16 protein-coding genes are annotated in these 18968 nt (G+C 60.0%); 11 read left to right on the forward strand and 5 right to left on the reverse strand.

The window, feature by feature from the left end:
* The first annotated feature begins 329 nt into the window (after positions 1-329).
* The 9 genes from B723_RS05390 to B723_RS05430 all read left to right on the forward strand — a co-directional run bounded on the left by B723_RS05390 (position 330) and on the right by B723_RS05430 (position 10808).
* Complete coding sequence (locus tag B723_RS05390) at positions 330-1637, forward strand: CitMHS family transporter (RefSeq protein ID WP_017341736.1); 1308 nt, start codon at positions 330-332, stop codon at positions 1635-1637.
* An 85-nt stretch (positions 1638-1722) separates the two neighbouring features.
* Entirely contained in the window at positions 1723-2490 is a 768-nt protein-coding gene (locus tag B723_RS05395) for a TerC family protein (RefSeq protein WP_017341737.1), read from the forward strand.
* Positions 2491-2757: 267 nt separating this feature from the next.
* Positions 2758-4416, forward strand: a complete 1659-nt coding sequence (locus B723_RS05400) for a Na/Pi cotransporter family protein (RefSeq protein ID WP_017341738.1) — start codon at positions 2758-2760, stop codon at positions 4414-4416.
* A 193-nt stretch (positions 4417-4609) separates the two neighbouring features.
* A complete protein-coding gene (locus B723_RS05405) occupies positions 4610-5986 on the forward strand; it encodes a M16 family metallopeptidase (RefSeq protein ID WP_017341739.1) in 1377 nt (458 codons plus the stop codon).
* A gap of 230 nt (positions 5987-6216) precedes the next feature.
* A complete protein-coding gene (locus B723_RS05410) occupies positions 6217-7245 on the forward strand; it encodes a DUF5924 family protein (protein ID WP_017341740.1) in 1029 nt (342 codons plus the stop codon).
* A gap of 54 nt (positions 7246-7299) precedes the next feature.
* On the forward strand, positions 7300-8448 hold the full coding sequence (locus tag B723_RS05415; protein ID WP_017341741.1) for an ABC transporter permease: 1149 nt from the start codon (positions 7300-7302) through the stop codon (positions 8446-8448).
* Positions 8445-9248, forward strand: a complete 804-nt coding sequence (locus B723_RS05420) for an ABC transporter ATP-binding protein (protein WP_017341742.1) — start codon at positions 8445-8447, stop codon at positions 9246-9248. The genes B723_RS05415 and B723_RS05420 overlap by 4 nt, the downstream gene beginning before the upstream one ends.
* A 1-nt stretch (position 9249) precedes the next feature.
* Positions 9250-10188, forward strand: a complete 939-nt coding sequence (locus B723_RS05425) for an MlaD family protein (protein ID WP_017341743.1) — start codon at positions 9250-9252, stop codon at positions 10186-10188.
* Entirely contained in the window at positions 10185-10808 is a 624-nt protein-coding gene (locus B723_RS05430) for an ABC-type transport auxiliary lipoprotein family protein (RefSeq protein WP_017341744.1), read from the forward strand. The genes B723_RS05425 and B723_RS05430 overlap by 4 nt, the downstream gene beginning before the upstream one ends.
* A gap of 74 nt (positions 10809-10882) precedes the next feature.
* On the opposite strand, the gene B723_RS05435 is transcribed toward B723_RS05430, so the two are convergent.
* From B723_RS05435 to B723_RS05450, 5 genes are all read right to left on the reverse strand, one after another.
* A complete protein-coding gene (locus tag B723_RS05435) occupies positions 10883-12112 on the reverse strand; it encodes a nucleoside recognition domain-containing protein (RefSeq protein ID WP_017341745.1) in 1230 nt (409 codons plus the stop codon).
* A 221-nt stretch (positions 12113-12333) separates the two neighbouring features.
* The gene (gene gltP, locus B723_RS05440) at positions 12334-13665 is read right to left on the reverse strand and encodes a glutamate/aspartate:proton symporter GltP (RefSeq protein ID WP_031319203.1); all 1332 of its coding nucleotides are present in this window, start codon (positions 13663-13665) and stop codon (positions 12334-12336) included.
* A gap of 715 nt (positions 13666-14380) precedes the next feature.
* Positions 14381-14845: an inhibitor of vertebrate lysozyme family protein gene (locus B723_RS05445; protein WP_017341747.1), complete on the reverse strand. Its 465-nt coding sequence runs from the start codon at positions 14843-14845 to the stop codon at positions 14381-14383.
* A gap of 2 nt (positions 14846-14847) precedes the next feature.
* The gene (locus tag B723_RS31970; RefSeq protein ID WP_003177151.1) at positions 14848-15012 is read right to left on the reverse strand and encodes a DUF1328 domain-containing protein; all 165 of its coding nucleotides are present in this window, start codon (positions 15010-15012) and stop codon (positions 14848-14850) included.
* 81 nt (positions 15013-15093) lie between these two features.
* The gene (locus B723_RS05450; protein ID WP_017341748.1) at positions 15094-15381 is read right to left on the reverse strand and encodes a hypothetical protein; all 288 of its coding nucleotides are present in this window, start codon (positions 15379-15381) and stop codon (positions 15094-15096) included.
* A gap of 436 nt (positions 15382-15817) precedes the next feature.
* Here B723_RS05450 and algB point away from each other — a divergent pair, with 436 nt between their 5' ends.
* Entirely contained in the window at positions 15818-17164 is a 1347-nt protein-coding gene (gene algB, locus B723_RS05455) for a sigma-54-dependent response regulator transcription factor AlgB (protein WP_017341749.1), read from the forward strand.
* 10 nt (positions 17165-17174) lie between these two features.
* Positions 17175-18965, forward strand: a complete 1791-nt coding sequence (locus B723_RS05460; protein WP_017341750.1) for a KinB sensor domain-containing domain — start codon at positions 17175-17177, stop codon at positions 18963-18965.
* The last annotated feature ends 3 nt before the right edge of the window (positions 18966-18968 follow it).

Raw genomic sequence — 18968 nt, forward strand, 5'->3', positions numbered from 1 at the left:
GAGACCGGCTTGCCGGCGATGGCCCCAACCCGGTTTCCCTTCCTGCCCCGGTCCGACGACCGGTTGTACATCCCATCAATGCTTTCATCAGCGAAAGCTCGGTGAAAGCTTCCCCGATTAGGATCGCCCCACTACCGGCAACAGACCGGTCGGCCAATGCCAGTGTTTTATCGCTCGCACAGCCCATTTAACAACAACAATGGTGACCCTGATGTCCTTTGCAACCCGCCGCTTCGCTGCAACTCCGCCCGTACGCCTCGTGCTTCCCGTTCTGCGCTGACCCACCCGGTTCGCCCATTCCCTAGCCGCGCTACGCCTGGAGTATTCCCATGCTGACTTTCCTTGGCTTCGCCATGGTCATCACGTTCATGTTCCTGATCATGACCAAGCGCCTGTCCGCGCTGATCGCCCTGATCATCATCCCGATCGTCTTTGCTCTGTTCGGCGGTTTTGCGCCGAAGATCGGCCCGATGATGCTCGAAGGCATCACCAAGCTTGCGCCGACCGGCGTGATGCTGATGTTCGCCATTCTCTACTTCGCCCTGATGATCGACTCCGGCCTGTTCGACCCGGCCGTGCGCAAGATCCTCAAACTGGTCAAGGGCGACCCGCTGAAGGTTTCGGTCGGCACCGCCGTACTGGCGCTCGTCGTTTCCCTCGACGGTGACGGCGCGACCACTTACATGATCTGCGTGGCCGCCATGCTGCCGCTCTACAGCCGCATCGGCATGAGCCCGCGGATCATGGCCGGCCTGATCATCCTCGCCGGTGGCGTGATGAACATGACGCCATGGGGCGGCCCGACTGCCCGTGCGGCCAGTGCGCTGCACGTGGACCCGTCCGACATTTTCGTTCCGATGATTCCGGCGATGGCGTTCGGCGTGGTGGCAATCCTGGCGATTGCCTACTTCTACGGCAAACGCGAGCGTGCGCGTCTGGGTGAACTGCACCTGGTGGGCGATGAAATCGACCACAGTGAAATCAGTGTTTCGCAGTTCCCGGATGCCCGTCGTCCGAAGTTGATCTGGTTCAACGGCGCCCTGACCCTGGGCCTAATGTGCACCCTGATCGCCGGTCTGTTGCCGATGCCGGTGTTGTTCATGGTGGCGTTCAGTATCGCGATGATCGTCAACTATCCTTGCCTGCAACAGCAGAAGGATCGCGTCGCGGCTCACGCTGGCAGCGTACTTGCGGTGGTCGGTTTGATCTTCGCGGCGGGCATTTTCACCGGTATCCTGTCGGGCACCGGCATGGTCGATGCGATGTCGAAAAGCCTGCTGGCGGTGATTCCTGATTTCCTCGGCCCGTACCTGGCCGTGATCACCGCGCTGGTGAGCATGCCGTTCACGTTCTTCATGTCGAACGACGCATTTTATTACGGCGTGTTACCAGTACTTGCCGAAGCCGCCAGTCATTACGGTATAACCGCGGTTGAAATGGCACGTGCCTCGATCGTCGGTCAGCCCGTCCACTTGCTGAGCCCGCTGGTACCATCGACCTATTTGTTGGTGGCCCTGGCCGGTATCGACTTCGGTGACCATCAGCGCTTTACCCTGAAATGGGCAGTGCTGGTGTGCATGTGCATACTGGTCGCCGCGTTGCTGATGGGGATCTTTCCGCTGTTCAGCACTCTATAAGCCCAAGACTCACCACAACGGGTCCAGGCTTTGCTGTTTGAAGCCCGGGCCCGTTCTGGTTTAACACTCGCTCAAAGGAATACACATGGAATGGCTGACCAACCCTGAAATCTGGGTTGCCTTCTTTACCCTGACCGCCCTGGAAATCGTCCTGGGTATCGATAACATCATCATGATTTCGATCCTGGTCAGCCGCATGCCCAAACACATGCAGCAGCGCACCCGGATTTTCGGCCTGGCGCTGGCCATGATCACGCGGATTCTGTTGCTGCTGTCGATCACCTGGGTCATGCGCCTCACCGCAGACCTGTTCGAAGTGTTCGGCCAGGGTATTTCCGGACGCGACCTGATCCTGTTCTTCGGTGGTCTGTTCCTGCTGTGGAAGAGCTCGCAAGAGATGTACCACGCGCTGGAAGGTGAAGACGAAACCCATGAAGAGCCTTCGGGCAAGGGCGGCAGCTTCATCTACACCATCATCCAGATCGCGATCATCGACATCGTGTTCTCGCTGGACTCGGTGATCACCGCCGTCGGCATGGTCTCCCACGTTCCGGTCATGGTCGCGGCAATCATCGTGGCTGTGCTGGTGATGATGTGGGCTTCGGGCACCATCAGCGAGTTCATCGACAAGCACCCGTCGCTGAAGATGCTGGCGCTGTCGTTCCTGTTGATCGTCGGTACCGTGCTGATTGCCGAATCCTTGGACGTGCACGTGCCAAAAGGCTACGTCTACTTCGCCATGGCGTTCTCGCTGGCGGTGGAAGCGATCAACATCAAGATGCGCACCGCGATGGCGAAAAAGAAAAAACAGCAGGATCCGGTGAAACTGCGCAAGGACATTCCGGGCCAGTAACACTTGTGGCAGTGAGCTTGTTGTGGCGAGTGGATAAATCCCCTCGCCGCACACGGGCTCTTACAGGAAGTGCGGGGGGACCTTCGGGTCCCTTTTTCTTTGTCTGCATCAAATTGTTTTCATGACAGTTTTGTTTCAATCGCCTCTTTAGCTATGCGATGCTGGCGCCCAGACCGTTAGCCAACTACAGCTTAAGTACACAACGTAGAAAGTCGCGCGGCACCGTCAACTTGCTCCTTTGGGGCGCTACCACCACAGGGGGCCCGTATGCTCACCCTGCTCAATTTGCTTTCTGCCGTGGCCTTGTTGATCTGGGGCACGCACATCGTCCGAACCGGCATTCTGCGGGTCTATGGTTCCAACTTGCGCCATGTGATTGGCCAGAACATGTCCAAGCGCTGGCTGGCGTTCATCGCGGGCATTGTCGTGACCGCCATGGTCCAGAGCAGTAATGCCACCGCCATGCTCGTCACGTCCTTTGTCGGCCAGGGCCTGATGGCGCTGATGCCGGCGCTGGCGACCATGCTCGGTGCCGACGTGGGTACGGCGCTGATGGCACGGGTCCTGACCTTCGATTTGTCATGGCTGTCGCCGCTGCTGATTTTCCTCGGGGTGATTTTCTTTCTGTCGCGCAAACAGACGCGGCTCGGGCAGATGGGCCGCGTCAGCATCGGCCTCGGGCTGATCATTCTGGCGCTGCAACTGATTGTCGAAGCGGCTGCGCCGATCACCCATGCCCAAGGGGTCAAAGTGATTTTCGCCTCGCTGACCGGCGACATCCTGCTCGACGCCCTGGTCGGCGCGTTGTTCGCGATGATTTCCTACTCCAGCCTCGCCGCCGTCCTGCTGACCGCGACTCTGGCCGGCGCCAGTGTGATCAGCTTGCCCGTGGCCATCGGCCTGGTGATCGGTGCCAACATCGGCAGCGGTATTCTGGCGTTCATGAGCACCAGCATGCAGAACGCCGCGGGCCGTCAGGTGGCGCTCGGGAGCCTGCTGTACAAGCTGATCGGCCTGTTGCTGATCATTCCCGTACTCGACCCGCTCGTGCACTGGATCGACAGTCTGGATTTCAGCCCACAGGAAATGGTCATCGGCTTCCACCTGCTCTACAACACCGTGCGTTGCCTGATCCTGCTGCCAAGCGTCGGGCCGATGGCCAGGCTTTGTGCGTGGCTGCTGCCGGAGCGGCCGGAAACCAACGGCACCGCCAAACCTCGGCACCTTGACCCGACGGCGCTGGTGACCCCCAGCCTGGCGCTCGCCAACGCTGCCCGGGAAACCCTGCGCATTGGCGATCTGATCGACAATATGCTTGAGGCCATGCTCGACGTGCTGCGCGGCAAGCAAACCGCCGTCACCCAGGAAATGCGTCGCCTGACCGATGATGTGGAGTCGCTCTACAGCTCGATCAAGCTTTATCTGGCGCAGATGCCTCGCGAAGACCTTAGTGAACACGACAGTCGGCGCTGGGCGGAAATCATCGAACTGGCGATCAACCTCAAACTCGCCAGCGACCTGATCGAGCGCATGCTGCGCAAAGTGCAGCAACAGAAAACCTCGCAGCGCCGGTCTTTTTCCGAGGTCGGTCTGGACGAATTGGCGGGGCTGCACAGTCAGCTGATTTCCAATTTGCGCCTGGGATTGTCGGTGTTCCTCAGCGCCGACAAGGAAAGTGCCCGTCAGTTGCTGCGGGAGAAACGTCGCTTTCGCGCACAGGAACGCCGCCTGGCCCATGCTCATGTCAGCCGGTTGCAACGCAAGATCGTGCAGAGTATCGAGACCAGCTCGCTGCACCTGGAGCTGATTGCCGACATGAAGCGCCTGAATTCATTGTTCTGCAGCAGTGCGTATGTGGTGCTGGAAACGTCTGACACCGGCGCGCTCATCGTCGATGATTTGTCTGACATCACGCATTCGCCTTGAACGTCTGGCAGTGTGGTCAGTCAGTTACAGTGGTTCAGCCTCAAGACCGTCTTCGCGGGCGAGCCCGCTCCCACAGGTGATCCGGGTCGGACATAATCCCAGTTACACAAAAGATCACTGTGGGAGCGGGCTTGCCCGCGATAGCGGCCTAAAGGACGACACGGATCTTCGATTGATTGCCTGGAAGCTTGCTATGCGTTGTCTGTTGTTCGCCTGCCTGTTGCTCGGATCGCTGCCCTCGTTTGCCCTGGATCGGTTTCAGGTCGAGGGCTATACGCTGCCCAATGGCCTGCAAATGCTGCTCAAACCCGGCACCGAACGCGGGCATGTAGCGATTCGACTGGTGGTCGGCGTCGGTATCGATGATTTCAGCTGCGCCGAAAAAGAACTGCCGCATCTGCTCGAACACCTGCTGTTCAGCGGCATCGATGCCACCGGCGAAGGCGGTCTTGAAGAACGCATGCAGACGCTTGGCGGTGAGTGGAACGCTTACACCAGCAACGCCGACACCACATTTGTCATCGAAGCGCCGGCGAAAAACCAGCGCAAGGTCCTCGACCTGCTGCTGGCTCTTCTGACCCAGACCCGAATCGACGACAACGCCATCAACGCCGCCAAACAGGTGGTCGAGCGCGAGGACGGCGGTCATTACTCACACTTGCAACGCTGGCTGGATCGTCAGGATCTGGGCCACACGGCGAGCAATCAACTGGCGGTGGAACTGGGGCTCAAGTGCCCGGAGCGGGCCGAGGTCGATAACCTGACCCGCGAACAACTGGAGACGGTACGCAAGGCCTGGTACGCGCCGAACAACATGACACTGATCATGGTCGGCGACCTCGACCGCTTGCTGCCGGCTTATCTGGAACGGGCCTGGGGCGCACTCCAGGCAGTTGATCCGTCCGAGCACCCGCCACTGCCGCAAATCCAGGCCAGCGCGGCCCATGAGCGCACGTTGAGTCACGGCTTTGTCGGCGGCGGAGCGAAGTTGCACTGGCTGGTGCCGGAGCCGGTGCTGGAAGACCAGCATGACGAAACCTTTGACCTGCTCAAGGACTATCTGGACTGGGCGCTCTATCGCCAGTTGCGTCTGGCGCACAGTTTGTCCTACGGCCCCTCGGCCGAACGCGAGGTGTTTGGCGGCGTGGGTTTCATGAGCCTCAACGCCGACCTTGAGCGCGACGATGTGCCCGAGGCCGAGCAAGTCCTGGATGAATTGAAGGCTGACTTGCTCAAGAACGGACTGGACGTCGACACCTTCAACCGCCTCAAGCAGGCCGCCATCGCTCGCCAGGCCTGGGCCGTGCAAGGCAACAGCGCACTGGCCGACTACTACTGGAGCGCGCTGGGAGACTACGAGGAAGGTCGTTTCGCTAACCCGGCCAGAGAACTGCAGGGCGTGACGCTGGCAGAGGCCAACAAGGCCATGCGTGAGTTGCTGTTGCAACCGGGCTATCTGCGGATCGAGAAGCCGTTGATGAGTTATGACCAGGTGATGTGGGTGGTCGCGGGGGGATTGGGGCTGCTGGTGTTCGGGTTATTGGCCTGGCGTGTTTATCGCAGAAAGTAACGGTTCCCCTGTGGCGAGGGAGCTTGCTCCCGTTCGGCTGCGCAGCCGCCGCCTGCGTATTAGTTGAAAGAATGCGGTTTTCCGGTTTTGGGGGCGCTTCGCACCCCAGCGGGAGCAAGCTCCCCCGTCACAGTGCCGTGTTGGGTCAAACGGACGTATCCCCCTCGCCACACTGCCCCACGGGCGGTAACCTGTCGGGGATTTTTCCCACGACTACTGTGAATCGCCGAATGCCTACCCTGACCTTGTTCGTACAGCGCATCCTCGAACTGATGAAGCGCTACCCAGGGGTCATTGCGCTTGGCGGTTTCATCTCCGGGGTCGGCAGCTTCATGCTGGTCGATCGCCAGCAGGGCCTGGCGACCTGGATCACCATTATCATGGTGCTCAGCTGGATCTGGCTGATGCTGGAAAACAGCCTCACCAAGCTCTTCACCCGAATCTTCAAGCGCGAAATCCCCCAGCCGCTGCTGCGCTACGCCACGCAGATGATCCATCAGGAAAGTCTGTTTTTCGTTCTGCCTTTCTTTTTCATCACCACCACCTGGAACAGCGGCCAGTTTTTTTTCACCGGGCTGCTGTGCATCGCCGCGCTGATTTCCATTACCGACCCGCTCTACTACAAATGGCTGGCGCCCCGGCGCTGGGCGTTTCTGGCGCTGCACACCCTGACGCTGTTTGCCGCGCTGCTGACCGCCCTGCCCGTCATCCTGCACCTGACCACGTCCCAGAGTTTCAAACTGGCCCTGGGCACAGCCGTCGTCCTGTCGTTCCCGAGCCTGGCGTCGATCTTCCCGATCCGGACGGTGCGCAACGCGCTGGCCATTCTGAGCATCACCGTCGGCATCGGCGGCGTGGGTTGGGTGTTGCGCTCATGGGTGCCGCCGGCCACGCTATGGATGACCGATGTCGCGATCAGCACCCAGATGCAGGACCGCACGCCAGGCAAAAGCCTGGAAGAAGTCAGCGCCGAGCAGATTCGTGGCGACGGTCTGTACGCCTACACGGCGATCAACGCTCCGCGCGGTCTGGACGAGCGGATTTACCATGTCTGGCAGTTCAACGGCAAGGAAGTCGATCGCATCGCACTGGACATCCATGGCGGGCGCAAGGAAGGCTATCGCGCCTGGACCCATAAGCAGAACTTCCCCGGTAACCCGGCGGGCAAGTGGCAGGTTCGGGTGCTGACCGAGGACGGTCAGTTGATCGGTGTGTTGCGCTTCAAGATCACGGACAGCACACCGATCAAAGAAAAGTAATGCGGTTCGTGCTATTACGTAACTCTGCGTAATAGCCGAACAAGCACGGAGCTTATGACCAGCAGCACAATGCCCGGCAGTGCCTCACTGGACACCTCGCACACCCCTGCGCAATTGCACGTCACGGGTGACTGGACGCTTGCCCATTACGCTGACCTCAAGAGTTTGAGCGAAAAGCTCCGCGGGCAATACGACGACAGCACCCACATCGACCTCAACAGCCTCGGCGCGCTCGACACCGCCGGCGCATCGTTGTTGGTGGAGTTGCTCGGGTCGGACCGCCTGGGCAAATCCGCCGAACATCCCGACTGCACGTTGTCCGTCGCCGATCGTGCCCTGTTGCAGACTGTTTATTGCTCGATGACCGACTTCTGCGTGCCGATCAAGGAGCCGGAAATCGGCGTCGGCATTCAGCTGCTGACGCGCATTGGCCGCGCGGTAGACGCCATCTGGCAAGACACCCTGCAACTGCTGGGCTTCGTCGGCCTGATCCTGGAAACCATCACCCGCAACCTGTTGCGCCCCAAACGCTGGCGCATCACGCCAATGATTGCGCACATCGAACAGACTGGCCTCGACGCCGCCCCCATCGTTGCCTTGCTGACGTTTCTGGTGGGCGCCGTCGTCGCGTTTCTCGGGGCGACGGTGCTGAAGAGTTTCGGTGCGAGCATCTTCACCGTGGACCTTGTGGCGTTCTCCTTTCTGCGGGAATTCGGCGTGCTGCTCACCGCCATCCTGATGGCCGGTCGAACCGCAAGTGCCTTCACCGCGCAGATCGGCTCGATGAAGGCCAACGAAGAGATCGATGCCATTCGCACCTTGGGCCTCGATCCGATGGAGTTGCTGGTGGTGCCGCGCGTGCTCGCGCTGCTGGTGGCGCTGCCGATGCTGACCTTTCTGGCGATGCTCTCGGGGATTGTCGGCGGCGGTGTGGTGTGCGCCGTGGCGCTGGATATCTCGCCGGCCATGTTCCTCTCGCTGCTGCAAACCGACATCGGCGTTCAGCATTTTCTGGTCGGTCTCGTCAAAGCGCCAATCTTTGCGTTCCTCATCGCCGCCATTGGTTGCCTTGAAGGCTTCAAGGTCAGCGGCAGTGCTGAATCTGTGGGTGCGCACACCACGTCGAGTGTGGTGCAGTCGATTTTCGTGGTGATCGTGCTCGACGCCGTGGCCGCGCTGTTTTTCATGGAGATGGGCTGGTGAGTCGTCTACCCCGAGCGCCCTCCGAGGCGGTGATCGAAGTCCGAGGGCTGTGCAATCGTTTTGGCCGTCAGAGCGTGCACGAGAACCTCGACCTGGATCTGTACAAGGGCGAAATCCTGGCCGTGGTCGGAGGTTCCGGCAGCGGTAAATCGGTACTGTTGCGCAGCATTGTCGGCTTGCGCCAGCCCAGCGAAGGGGTGGTGAAGGTGTTCGGCAAGAACCTTCCGACGCTGTCCGAACACGAGCGTTCGATGGTCGAGCGGCGCTTCGGTGTACTGTTCCAGAAAGGCGCCCTGTTCTCTTCGCTGACCGTGACCGAAAACGTCGCCCTGCCGCTGATCGAACACGCGGGCCTGAGCCGCAACGATGCCGAACACCTGGCGGCGGTCAAACTGGCGTTGGCCGGGTTGCCGCTATCGGCCGCTGACAAGTACCCCGCTTCGCTGTCCGGCGGGATGATCAAGCGCGCGGCACTGGCCCGGGCGTTGGCACTGGACCCGGACATCCTGTTTCTCGACGAACCCACCGCCGGCCTCGACCCGATCGGCGCGGCGGCCTTCGATCAGTTGATCCTGACCCTGCGCGATGCGTTGGGTTTGAGTGTGTTTCTGGTGACCCATGACCTCGACACGCTCTACACCATCACCGATCGGGTGGCGGTGCTGGCGCAGAAGAAAGTGCTGGTGGCGGACGCCATCGACAAGGTCTCGGAAACCGACGACCCGTGGATTCACGAATACTTCCATGGCCCTCGCGGCCGCGCGGCGCTGACGGCCGCCCAACAGTTGAATGAGGTCTGACATGGAAACCCGAGCCCATCATGTATTGATTGGCCTGTTCACCGTGATTGTGGTGGCGGGCGCCCTGCTCTTCGGCTTGTGGCTGGCCAAGTCCAGCGTCGACACCGAGTTCAAGGATTACGAAATCGTCTTCAACGAGGCGGTCAGCGGCCTGTCCAAGGGCAGCGCGGTGCAGTACAGCGGGATCAAGGTCGGCGACGTGGTGACGTTGCGCCTGGACCCGAAAGACCCGCGCCGGGTGTTGGCCCGGATTCGCCTGGGCGGTGATACGCCGATCAAGGAAGACACCCAGGCCAAACTGGCGCTGACCGGGATCACCGGAACGTCGATTATCCAGCTCAGTGGCGGTACGCCGCAAAGCCCGACGCTCAAGGGCAAGGGCGGTGATCTGCCGACGATCGTCGCATCGCCCTCACCTATCGCCCGGCTGCTCAACGACAGCAACGATTTGATGGCTGGCGTGAACGTCTTGATGCACAACGCCAATCAGATGTTTTCCGCGGAGAACGTCGAGCGCATCAGCAAGACCCTCGAACACCTGGAACAAACCACCGGCACCATCGCCGATCAGCGCGGCGACATCCGTCAGGCAATGCAGCAACTGGCGTCGGTCGGCAAGCAGGCCGGTGCGATGCTGGAGCAGACGTCGGCGCTGATGCGCAACGCCAACGGTTTGCTCAACGATCAAGGCAAGCAGATGTTCGGCAGCGCCGAGCAGGCGATGAAGTCGCTGGAGCAAAGCAGCGCGACGATCAATACGTTGCTGACCCGGAATCAGGATTCCCTCAACAGCGGCATGCAAGGCCTCAACGGACTGGCCCCGGCGGTGCGCGAGTTGCGCGATACCTTGACGTCGTTGCGGGCGATTTCCCAGCGTCTGGAAGCCAACCCCAGCGGTTATCTGCTGGGCAATGACAAGAACAAGGAGTTCACGCCATGAAGCTGACTCACATCGCCCTCCTCGGCGCTTTTGCGCTGACCAGCGCCTGCTCGATCCTTCCCACGTCCGAGCCGTCTGATGTGTATCGGTTGCCTTCGGCCCAGAGCGTTTCTCCCAGCCACGGCACACCGCAGCGCTGGTCCCTGCGCCTGACCAAACTGCAGGCCAGCGAGGCGTTGAACAGTCCGCAGATTGCCGTGATTCCTCAAGGCGACCTGATCAGCAGCTACAAGGCTTCCCGCTGGAGCGACCCGGCGCCGGTACTGCTGCGCAATCGTCTGCTGGATGGTTTTCAGCGTGACGGTCGGGTGGCGTTGCTGAGCACCGACGACAGCAATTTCCAGGCGGACCTGGAGTTGGGCGGGAGTTTGCAGGCGTTCCAGACTGAATACCAAGGCACCACGGCGAGTGTCGTAGTGCGTCTGGATGCGTTGTTGGTGCGCGGTTATGACCAGCGCATCCTCGCCAGCCGCCGCTTTGAAGTGAGTCAGCCGCTGAGCGATGTGAAGGTGCCAGCGGTGGTGGCCGGGTTTGGCCAGGCGAGTGATCAGTTGACGGCACAAGTCGTCAGCTGGGCGGTGGAGCAAGGACAGAAAGTCGCACCGCCTCCCCGCCCTTGAATACACTCAGGGCCTTTGTGGCGAGGGAGCAAGCTCCCTCGCCACACAAGCCCGCTCCCACAGGGGATGTGTGCTTAACCGAAGAACCAGTAGCAAACCCCGATTGCGCCCAGCACCCCGGCGAACTCCGCCAGCAATGCACACCCCACCGCATGCCGTGCCCGCTGGATCCCCACGGCGCCGAAATACACCGCCAGCACATAAAACGTCGTTTCCGTACTGCCCTGAACCGTCGCCGCGACCAACGCCGGGAAGCTGTCTACCCCGGACGTCTTCATGGTTTCGATCAACATCGCCCGGGCCGCGCTGCCTGAGAACGGCTTGACCATCGCCGTCGGCAACGCATCGACGAAGCGCGTGTCCCAACCGGCCCACTCCACCAGATGACGAATCCCGTCGAGACCAAAGTCCAGCGCCCCGGACGCGCGCAGCACGCCCACCGCGCACAGCATCGCCACCAGGTACGGCAGCAGATTCCTGGCCACGTCGAAGCCTTCTTTCGCACCTTCGACGAACGCCTCGTAAACCTTCACCTTGCGCAGCGCGCCGATCACCAGGAACAGCATGATCAGCCCGAACAGCGTCACGTTGCCGAGGATCGAGGACAAGCCGGCCAGAGCGGTCGCCGAGAGCGTACCCAGCAACGCCATGAAGCCGCCGAGGGCGAGGGCGCCGGGGATCAGATAGGCGAGCACCACCGGGTCCCACAGGCGCAGGCGCTGCATGAACGCCACCGACAGCAATCCCACCAGCGTCGAACAACTGGTGGCGAGCAGGATCGGCAGGAACACCAGCGTCGGATCCGGCGCGCCTTGCTGGGCGCGGTACATGAAGATCGTCACCGGCAGCAGGGTCAGGGAGGAGGCATTGAGTACCAGGAACAGGATCTGCGCGTTGCTGGCAATGGTGTCGCTGGGGTTGAGCTCTTGCAGCGCCTTCATGGCTTTAAGGCCGATCGGGGTGGCGGCGTTGTCCAGGCCCAGGCCGTTGGCGGCGAAGTTCAGGGTGATCAGGCCGATGGCCGGATGACCGGCCGGCACTTCCGGCATCAGGCGCAGGAACAACGGGCCCAGCGCCTTCGCCAGCCATTCGACGATCCCGGCCTTCTCGGCGATGCGCAGAAAACCCAGCCAGAGGGTCAGGGTGCCGAACAGCAGGACCATGACCTCGACCGACAACTTGGCCATGGCGAAAATGCTTTCCACCATCGCCGCGAAGATCCCGGCGTTGCCCCCGATCAGCCATTGCGCCAACGCCGAAACGGCCGCCACGATGAAGAAGCCAAGCCACAGGCCATTGAGCATCAGTTGAATCCCCCGAAGAATGTGGCGAATGATAGCGGGGTCACCAGAAACGACAAACCCCGGATTTCTCCGGGGTCTGTTCGTGCGGCTTGCTCAGGTCACTGTGGGAGCCAGCCTGCTGGCGATAAGGCCGGCACGTTCAACATCTCTGTTGTCTGATGCACCGGTATCGCCGACGGCCTGGCTCCTACATAAAAGCCAGACTCCACAGGGTTCAGCTATCAGTTGTGGGAGGTTTCACCGGCCGGCAGTTTTTCCTTGCTGCGCCAGTGCGGCAGCGAGTTCCAGTAGCGCTGCCCTTTGGCATCGTCGTACATGCCTTCCCAGCGGGAGATGACCAATACAGCCAGGGCGTTGCCGATCACGTTCAGTGCGGTACGCGCCATGTCCATGATGCGGTCGACACCGGCGATGAACGCCAGGCCTTCCAGCGGAATACCCACGCTGCCCAGGGTCGCCAGCAGCACCACGAAGGACACACCCGGAACACCGGCGATGCCTTTGGAGGTGACCATCAGCGTCAGCACCAGCAGCAATTGCTGGCTGATCGACAGGTCGATGCCGTAGAGCTGGGCAATGAAGATTGCCGCGATGCTCTGATAAAGCGTCGAACCGTCGAGGTTGAACGAGTAACCGGTCGGCACCACGAAGCTGCAAATGGCTTTCGGCGCGCCGTAGGCTTCCATCTTCTCGATCACACGCGGCAGCACGGTTTCGGAGGAGGCGGTGGAGTAGGCCAGCACCAGCTCATCCTTGAAGATGCGCATCAGTTTGATCACCGAGAAGCCGAACAGGCGAGCGATCAGGCCCAGCACCATGAAGGCGAAGAAGGCGATAGCGAAGTAAACCAGGATCACCAGTTTGGCCAGCGGCAGCAGGGAAGCGAAGCCGAAGTTGGCGACGGTCACTGCGATCAGTGCGAAAACGCCGATCGGGGCGTAGTTCATGATCATGTGGGTGACCTTGAACATGCTTTCCGAAACGCCCTGGAACATTGTCACCAGCGGGTCGCGCAACTCGGGCTTGAGACTCGACAGACCGAGGCCGAACAGCACGGAGAAGAAGATGATCGGCAGCATTTCACCGCGAGCGATGGCGGCGAAGATGTTCGACGGGATCAGGTTGAGGATGGTTTCGATGAACGCGTGTTCATGCTGTACCTCGGCCGCCGTGGCCTGATACTTGGAAATATCCACGGTACCGAGGGTGCTCATGTCGATGCCGGCGCCCGGATGGAACACATTGGCCAACACCAGACCGACAACGATAGCGATCGTGGTAACGATCTCGAAGTAGATGATGGTCTTCAGGCCGATGCTGCCGAGTTTCTTCGCGTCACCGACACCCGCGATACCGACGATCAGCGAGGAGATCACGATCGGGATCACAATCATCTTGATCAGACGGATAAAGATATCGCCTGCCGGTTGCAGGACGTTGCCAATCCACCAGGCCTTCTCGGCACTGAAATGGTTAAGCAGCGCACCGATTGCAATCCCCAATACCAGACCGATGAGGATCTGCCAGGCGAGGCTGAGCTTTGCCTTCTTCATATCTTTACCCTTACTTGCGTTTGACTCGGGCAGATGCAGGAACTGGAACGCTTGTGGCGAAAAAGTCTTGAGCATCTGCCCCCGTATAAGGTGCCCCGGAGCGATTATTCATGGCTCTCTGGCAGGCGAAAAAAGGCGCAACTATTCCGATGCAAGGAAGCGACGTCTAATGCCGTAAACGCCTACCCTATGCCGAATCGGCATGAGGTTTTTTTACTGAAACCGACGTCGCAAACGGTTCGAATGTGACATTTCGGCAGGCATAAGTGCCGTGAACCGGCCATTTCCGGGCAGGGTGAGTGTTTTTTGATCATTTTTGCGGGAGGGGTATTTCAGAAAAATCCGACCATGAGAGGCGAGAAATCGCTTCAAAATCAGGTGGTTTTTTCTCGATGTACGGTCACGCAAGAAACACCGGGAAATTATTCTCCGGTGATCATTCGTGCGAATGGAGAGCAGGGCAGCGAAACCGAGTGGTTCGCTGTGTTTCAACACATTGCGCGCATAAGCTCTCCGCAAGTCCGTCGCCCCATCACGGGACGGCGAACTTGCGTCGCAGCTTTTACCTGACCCGGCCCTTGCGCAGGCACTCCCTGTACCCGTAGGTCACTCCGCCCCTGAAACAGGCAGAACGTCCCGACCCCTTGGTCATGCGACTACCTTCCTCAGGTAGCGCATTGGAAAGAAACAATGCTGCTTCTTTCTTGTGACAGATTCAGTACCAGTTCGGATCTTTCTTCAGTTGTTCCATCAACAGGTCCTGCATGCCCTGGTCAGGCTTGCCCAGGAAGCGGTAATCGGCATGCCGCGTGGGCGACTTGTCGGCCGGCAACCCTGCAGGCACTTCGACCAGCATGGCGTAGGCATCCTTCTTGTCGAAGCTGACGGCAACGATCAGGCGTTTGTTGAGGCATGTGTCATGCGTTTCGCAGAGCGGCCCCACCAGATACTTGTCGCCATCTTCTTCCACCGCATTCATTTGCTCGGCGTCACCGGACAGATTCATCACCCATTCCGGCAGGCGTTCTTCCTTCTTCACCACGCCTTGCCAAGTGTCATGAAACTGCGGGTCTGCGCTTAACAACTCGTTGACCCGCGCCTGGCCGTCATTGGCCGCCATCACGGTGGCACTGCCGCCCAGAAGCAGGGCGGCTGCCATCGTTTTCAGTAAAACGTTCATCTTCAACCTCGACCGCGACGGCCAAAGAAGAACGAAGCAATGAACATCACCAGGAACACGACAAAGAGAATCTTGGCGATACCCGTGGCGGTGCCCGCGATACCACCGAAGCCCAGTACTGCAGCGATGATGGCAATGATCAAGAACGTGATTGCCCAGCTCAACATGGTGATTCTCCTTACGCTTCTATTTAGAGGTGATGCTTGTGGTGCATGTCCCGGCGCATCGAATGCGCCAAGTTCGTGTGTCTAGAACACCCAGCGCTCCTGACGTGGCATCTCATCCGCAGGCTGAGCCTGGTCGACGTCCATCATTCGCATCGGTGCGCTGTCGACAGCAGTGCTGCTGACGGCGCTGAAGTGGGTTTGGGTCGGATGCTGGATGGACAGGCGTGGCACTTCTTGCTCCTGACTCTGCTCCCAGCGCTGAAACTGCTGGCCGCCGATCAAGGTGATCAATAGCGCCAGGACAGCAAACAGACCTTGCTGGATATGCAGTGGCGAGATACGCAATTGGGCGGCACGTTGGCGACTCATCCTGAAGCTCCTCCCACACTGTGGTGATTTTGTTGAGGGCGACGGTTGCGATGCCCTTGGTTAATCAGACTATTGCAGCCCGCATGCCAGCTTTTTAATAAGAAAAAATACATATAAATCAATAAGTTATGTTTGATGCAGGAAACAGGTGGGACGCATCCTGCACGATGACCCCTTTGGCGTCGTGCGTAATGCACGATAAGTTCGTAGGAAGTTTCAGAATTTTTGAATTGCGGGGAGGGCGTAGATGTCACAGAGGGAGTCGGGAGTGCACCTGAAAACCAGCGATCCGATAAAAAAACAACAAAATCAGGTGATTAGCCGTAGGGTGAGTAGATAACTACCCTGATGTGGTCGGAATCGACCAGAATCAACCATGCAACTTGCCCGATTTTTCCGGGACTAACCAAGATCATTCGTTAAGGAGCGTAGGAAAATGGAATCAGCCACCGAGCATCAGGGCCGCATTCTGCTGGTGGACGACGAGTCTGCCATCCTGCGAACGTTCCGTTACTGCCTCGAAGACGAGGGCTACAGCGTCGCCACGGCCAACAGCGCAGCGCAGGCCGATGCGTTGTTGCAACGCCAGGTGTTTGATCTGTGCTTCCTCGATTTACGCCTGGGTGAAGACAACGGCCTCGATGTCCTGGCCCAGATGCGCATTCAGGCACCTTGGATGCGCGTTGTCATTGTCACTGCCCACTCGGCCGTAGACACCGCCGTGGATGCGATCCAGGCGGGCGCCGCTGATTACCTGGTCAAACCGTGCAGCCCGGATCAATTGCGCCTGGCCACCGCCAAGCAACTGGAAGTGCGGCAATTGTCAGCCCGCCTGGAAGCGCTGGAAGGTGAAGTGCGCAAACCCAAGGATGGGCTGGATTCCCACAGCCCGGCCATGAAAGTCGTGCTCGAGACTGCCCGCCAGGTGGCCAGCACCGATGCCAATATTTTGATTCTCGGTGAATCCGGCACCGGTAAAGGCGAACTGTCCCAGGCCATTCACGGCTGGAGCAAACGCGCGAAGAAATCCTGCGTCACCATCAACTGCCCATCGCTGACGGCCGAATTGATGGAAAGCGAACTCTTCGGCCACAGCCGTGGGGCGTTCACCGGCGCGAGCGAAAGTACGCTGGGGCGGGTGAATCAGGCGGACGGAGGAACGCTGTTTCTCGACGAGATCGGCGATTTTCCCCTGACATTGCAGCCAAAGTTACTGCGTTTCATTCAGGACAAGGAATACGAGCGGGTCGGCGACCCCGTGACTCGCCGCGCCGATGTACGCATCCTGGCTGCCACCAACCTCAATCTTGAAGACATGGTGCGCGACGGTCGTTTCCGTGAAGATTTGCTCTATCGCTTGAACGTCATCACCTTGCATCTGCCGCCGTTGCGCGAACGCCGGGAGGATATCCTGAACCTGGCTGACCGCTTCCTGGCCCGGTTCGTCAAGGAATACGCGCGCCCGGCGCGAGGCTTCAGCGACGAGGCGCGTGAAGCGCTGCTGGGTTATCGCTGGCCGGGGAACATTCGGGAGTTGCGCAACGTTGTTGAGCGGGCGAGCATCATCTGTCCTCAGGAGCGTGTCGAGATCAGCCACCTCGGGATGGCCGAGCCCCCGGTGAACAATGCGCCGCGCATTGGTGCTGCGCTGAGTCTGGACGAGTTGGAGAAGGCGCACATCGGCGCGGTACTGGCCACCGCCGACACGCTGGACCAGGCCGCGAAGACGCTCGGGATCGATGCTTCGACGCTGTACCGCAAACGCAAGCAGTACAACCTGTGAGTCTTGCCCGATGAAACTGGCGATGAAGTTGCGTACTCGGCTTTTCCTGAGTATTTCCGCACTGATCACCGTTGCGCTGCTTGGGCTGTTGCTCGGGCTGGTTAGCGTGATGCAGATGGCCGGAACCCAGGAAACACTGGTGCGCAACAATTTCGTCACCCTGGATCTGGGTCTGAAACTGCGCCAGACCTTGGGCGACCAGTTGATGTTGATGATGGATGACAAGCCCGATCCGGCGGCGTTCGAAGCGTCCAAGCAGCATTATCTCCAGTTGCTGGATGAAGGCATCGCCCATGATCAGGGGGGCGAGGGTCGCCAGTACGGCTTTTTGCAGGCCAAGAACGATTACCTGAGCTTTCTTCAGGCGTTGGACCTGTCGGGTGATCCGTCCCATGTGCTGAGTGGCAACGAAGAGCTCACCGAAAAATTCAACGTGCTGCGCAACGGGCTGATTACCGAGCACAAGCACGCGCTGGACAGCATCAATGAAACGCAACGCAAGGCCCGGGATCGGGCGCTGCTCATTGCCGGCCTGCTCGGGTTGGTCGGGCTGGCAGTGCTGATTATCGGATTCGTGACGGCCCATGCGATCGCTCGACGCTTCGGTGAGCCGATTGAAGCCCTGGCTCAGGCCGCAGACCACATCGGCCAGGGCAACTTCGAAGTGACCCTGCCGATTTCATCGGCAGTGGAAATGAATCAGCTGACCAAGCGCTTCGGGATCATGGCCGAGGCACTGCGTCAGCACCAGGCGACCAATATCGACGAGTTGCTCGCCGGCCAGCAGCGTCTGCAGGCGGTACTCGACAGCATTGACGATGGTTTGTTGATGATCGACCGCGACGGTCATCTCGAACACTTGAACCCGGTGGCGCAGCGCCAGTTGGGTTGGGACACCGACCGTCTCGGCCAAGGGCTGGGCTCGGCGCTCGAACGTCCCGAGCTGGATCAACAGCTGCAACTGGTCCTGCGCGGAGGCACGCTGGAGCGCGCACCGGAGGACCTGAGTATCGAGGTCGATGGTGAATCGCGCTTGCTCACTTACAGCCTGACGCCTGTCAGTCATACCCAGGGCCATATTCTGGGGGCGGTGATGGTGCTGCATGACGTCACCGAACAGCGGGCGTTCGAGCGGGTGCGCAGCGAATTTGTATTGCGCGCCTCCCATGAGCTGCGCACGCCGGTCACCGGGATGCACATGGCGTTCGGCCTGTTCCGCGAGCGCGCGCATTTTGCCGCGGACTCGCGAGAAGCCGACCTGTTGGACACCGTGAATGAAGAAATGCAGCGCCTGATGCAGTTGATCAACGACCTGCTGAACTTCTCGCGCTACCAGAACGGTTTGCAGAAACTTTCACTGGCGCCGTGTTCCATCGAGGAACTGCTGGAGCAGGCCCGGTCGCGGTTTGCCGATTCGGCGCAAGAGAAGGGCATCGACTTGCTGGTCGAAGTGCAGGGACCATTGCCGTGGTTACAGGCCGATCAGCCTCAACTGGACCGGGTGCTCGATAACCTTATCGACAACGCGTTGCGTCATACCGGCGCTGATGGACAGATCCGCTTGCAGGCGCGACGCCACGGCGAGCGGGTGATTATCAGTGTCGAGGACAATGGCGAAGGTATCGCTTATGGCCAGCAGGGGCGGATCTTCGAGCCGTTTGTACAGGTCGGGCGCAAGAAGGGGGGGGCGGGGCTTGGCCTGGCGTTGTGCAAGGAAATCGTGCAGTTGCACGGTGGGCGGATGGGCGTCTATTCGCGGCCGGGGCAGGGCACTCAGTTCTACATGGCGCTAGCGGTTTAACGC

Source organism: Pseudomonas fluorescens NCIMB 11764 (assembly GCF_000293885.2).
Taxonomy (GTDB): Bacteria; Pseudomonadota; Gammaproteobacteria; order Pseudomonadales; family Pseudomonadaceae; genus Aquipseudomonas; species Aquipseudomonas fluorescens_B.

What these genes read in the sequence shown, in the direction of transcription:
- B723_RS05400 (WP_017341738.1), top strand. Translation starts at nt 2,758, where the DNA reads ATGCTCACCCTGCTCAATTTGCTTTCTGCCGTGGCCTTGTTGATCTGG.
- B723_RS05435 (WP_017341745.1), bottom strand. Translation starts at nt 12,112, where the DNA reads ATGCTCAATGGCCTGTGGCTTGGCTTCTTCATCGTGGCGGCCGTTTCG.
- B723_RS05445 (WP_017341747.1), bottom strand. Translation starts at nt 14,845, where the DNA reads ATGAACGTTTTACTGAAAACGATGGCAGCCGCCCTGCTTCTGGGCGGC.
- B723_RS31970 (WP_003177151.1), bottom strand. Translation starts at nt 15,012, where the DNA reads ATGTTGAGCTGGGCAATCACGTTCTTGATCATTGCCATCATCGCTGCA.
- B723_RS05390 (WP_017341736.1), top strand. Translation starts at nt 330, where the DNA reads ATGCTGACTTTCCTTGGCTTCGCCATGGTCATCACGTTCATGTTCCTG.
- gltP (WP_031319203.1), bottom strand. Translation starts at nt 13,665, where the DNA reads ATGAAGAAGGCAAAGCTCAGCCTCGCCTGGCAGATCCTCATCGGTCTG.
- B723_RS05425 (WP_017341743.1), top strand. Translation starts at nt 9,250, where the DNA reads ATGGAAACCCGAGCCCATCATGTATTGATTGGCCTGTTCACCGTGATT.
- algB (WP_017341749.1), top strand. Translation starts at nt 15,818, where the DNA reads ATGGAATCAGCCACCGAGCATCAGGGCCGCATTCTGCTGGTGGACGAC.
- B723_RS05430 (WP_017341744.1), top strand. Translation starts at nt 10,185, where the DNA reads ATGAAGCTGACTCACATCGCCCTCCTCGGCGCTTTTGCGCTGACCAGC.
- B723_RS05395 (WP_017341737.1), top strand. Translation starts at nt 1,723, where the DNA reads ATGGAATGGCTGACCAACCCTGAAATCTGGGTTGCCTTCTTTACCCTG.
- B723_RS05450 (WP_017341748.1), bottom strand. Translation starts at nt 15,381, where the DNA reads ATGAGTCGCCAACGTGCCGCCCAATTGCGTATCTCGCCACTGCATATC.
- B723_RS05410 (WP_017341740.1), top strand. Translation starts at nt 6,217, where the DNA reads ATGCCTACCCTGACCTTGTTCGTACAGCGCATCCTCGAACTGATGAAG.
- B723_RS05415 (WP_017341741.1), top strand. Translation starts at nt 7,300, where the DNA reads ATGACCAGCAGCACAATGCCCGGCAGTGCCTCACTGGACACCTCGCAC.
- B723_RS05405 (WP_017341739.1), top strand. Translation starts at nt 4,610, where the DNA reads ATGCGTTGTCTGTTGTTCGCCTGCCTGTTGCTCGGATCGCTGCCCTCG.
- B723_RS05460 (WP_017341750.1), top strand. Translation starts at nt 17,175, where the DNA reads ATGAAACTGGCGATGAAGTTGCGTACTCGGCTTTTCCTGAGTATTTCC.